This is a genomic window from Kitasatospora sp. NPDC056138 (genome assembly GCF_042264695.1).
In the GTDB taxonomy this organism is placed as follows: Bacteria; Actinomycetota; Actinomycetes; order Streptomycetales; family Streptomycetaceae; genus Kitasatospora.
The window spans coordinates 1-1,418 of record NZ_JBHJVK010000168.1 but is presented as its reverse complement, the minus strand read 5'-3'; the positions used below and the strand labels follow the sequence as shown (position 1 = coordinate 1,418).

At 67.0% G+C, this 1,418-nt stretch carries 2 protein-coding genes; both read left to right on the top strand.

The annotated features are described in order from the left end of the window. Positions 1-580: GntR family transcriptional regulator (locus tag ACFC1R_RS38795; protein WP_375946426.1), on the top strand; the 580-nt coding region annotated here is incomplete at its 5' end. After that, positions 577-1,263 carry an HAD family hydrolase gene (locus ACFC1R_RS38790; RefSeq protein ID WP_375946425.1) on the top strand — a complete coding sequence of 229 codons (687 nt, stop codon included), beginning with the start codon at positions 577-579 and terminating at the stop codon, positions 1,261-1,263. The genes ACFC1R_RS38795 and ACFC1R_RS38790, both read left to right, overlap by 4 nt. The last annotated feature ends 155 nt before the right edge of the window (positions 1,264-1,418 follow it).

Genomic DNA, 1,418 nt, shown 5'->3' with positions numbered 1-1,418 from the left:
CGAAGCAGCCTTCGAGCAGAAGCAGGTGACGCTCGACTTCGCGGGATTCTCCAGCGAGACGCTCCACAACGCCCTGCAGGAGCCGCTCGACAAGGTTCGCTCCGGCAGGCTGGCTCCGGAGTCCCTCACCGTGCGGCTTCTCCTGCCGGACACGTCGGAGCCCATGGCCGTGCCGGTGCTGGTGGACGGTCTCAAGGACGAACCGGCACTCCGAGAGCGCGCCCGCAACATCGCACTGACCAACGCCGGCGGCATCGCCCACTCGGTCGAGGTGCTGGCAGAACTTGGTCTGGTGCAGACCGCCACGGTCCAGGTAAAGGTGCACCGCGCATCCAGCCTCTTCAAGCTGTACATCCTGAACCGCTCGGAGGCGTTCTTCGGGTTCTACCCACTCCGGGAGCGGACGGTAGCGATCAACGGCAACGACCACACGTTCTACGACGTCACCGGCAAGGACACCACGCTGTTCCATCACGCCGCCGGACCGGACGATGCCTCGCTCGGCTCGCAATACGTCCAGCAGGCACAGATGTGGTTCGACAGCGTGTGGTCCACGATCGCGTACGAGCGTCAGCCGTGACCGGCGCTTCCCCGTCGCTCGCCGACGTGCTTCGCCCTGTGAAGCACGTCCTGCTCGACTTCGACGGCCCGGTCTGCTCGGTCTTCGCCGGGCTTTCGGCGCCAGAAGTCGCGCGACGCCTTCGTCTGGGCCTGCTCGCTGCCGGCGAGCGGGCCCCGGCCGGGGGCGAGACAGAGACTGACCCGCTCGCCCTGCTCCGCCTGATCGCAGAAGCCCGCCCAGACCTCGCAGTGGTGGCGGACAGCGCGCTTGCGTCGCTCGAGACCGAGGCTGTAAGGATCGGTCGGCCAAACCCAGGGGGCGAATCGGTTCTGCGTGCATGCGCGCGGTCCGGCCGCTCCGTCTCGGTGGTCAGCAACAACGCGGGCGTGGCAATCGAGGCGTACCTCGCCGACCAGGGGCTCACCAGTTACATGACTGGCGTCTTCGGACGGGCCCCGGGCGATCCGTCGTCCATGAAGCCGAACCCGCGTCTTCTCCTGGAAGCGATGGACGCGGCTGGTAGCAAGCCGGAGGAGTGCATCTTCATCGGCGACGCCGCCCGGGACGTGGAGGCCGGAGACGCGGCGGGCGTAGCAACCATCGGGTATGCGAACAAGCCGGGGAAGGATGCGAGGCTGGCTGCCGCCGGCGCGGTCGTGATTGTGGACTCCATGCAGGTCATCGCGGACGCCCTGGGCTGATCGGTGTATGCCAACGTGTATGCCAACAGCGGCGTACAGCAACACCCGACCGAACACGTCCAAGGACCGACAACCTTGCGAGTCACACCAGGATCAGGTTCATCACGCGGCCTGAAAAGCGGAAGGTCGCCGGTTCGACCCCGGCCCTGGCCACA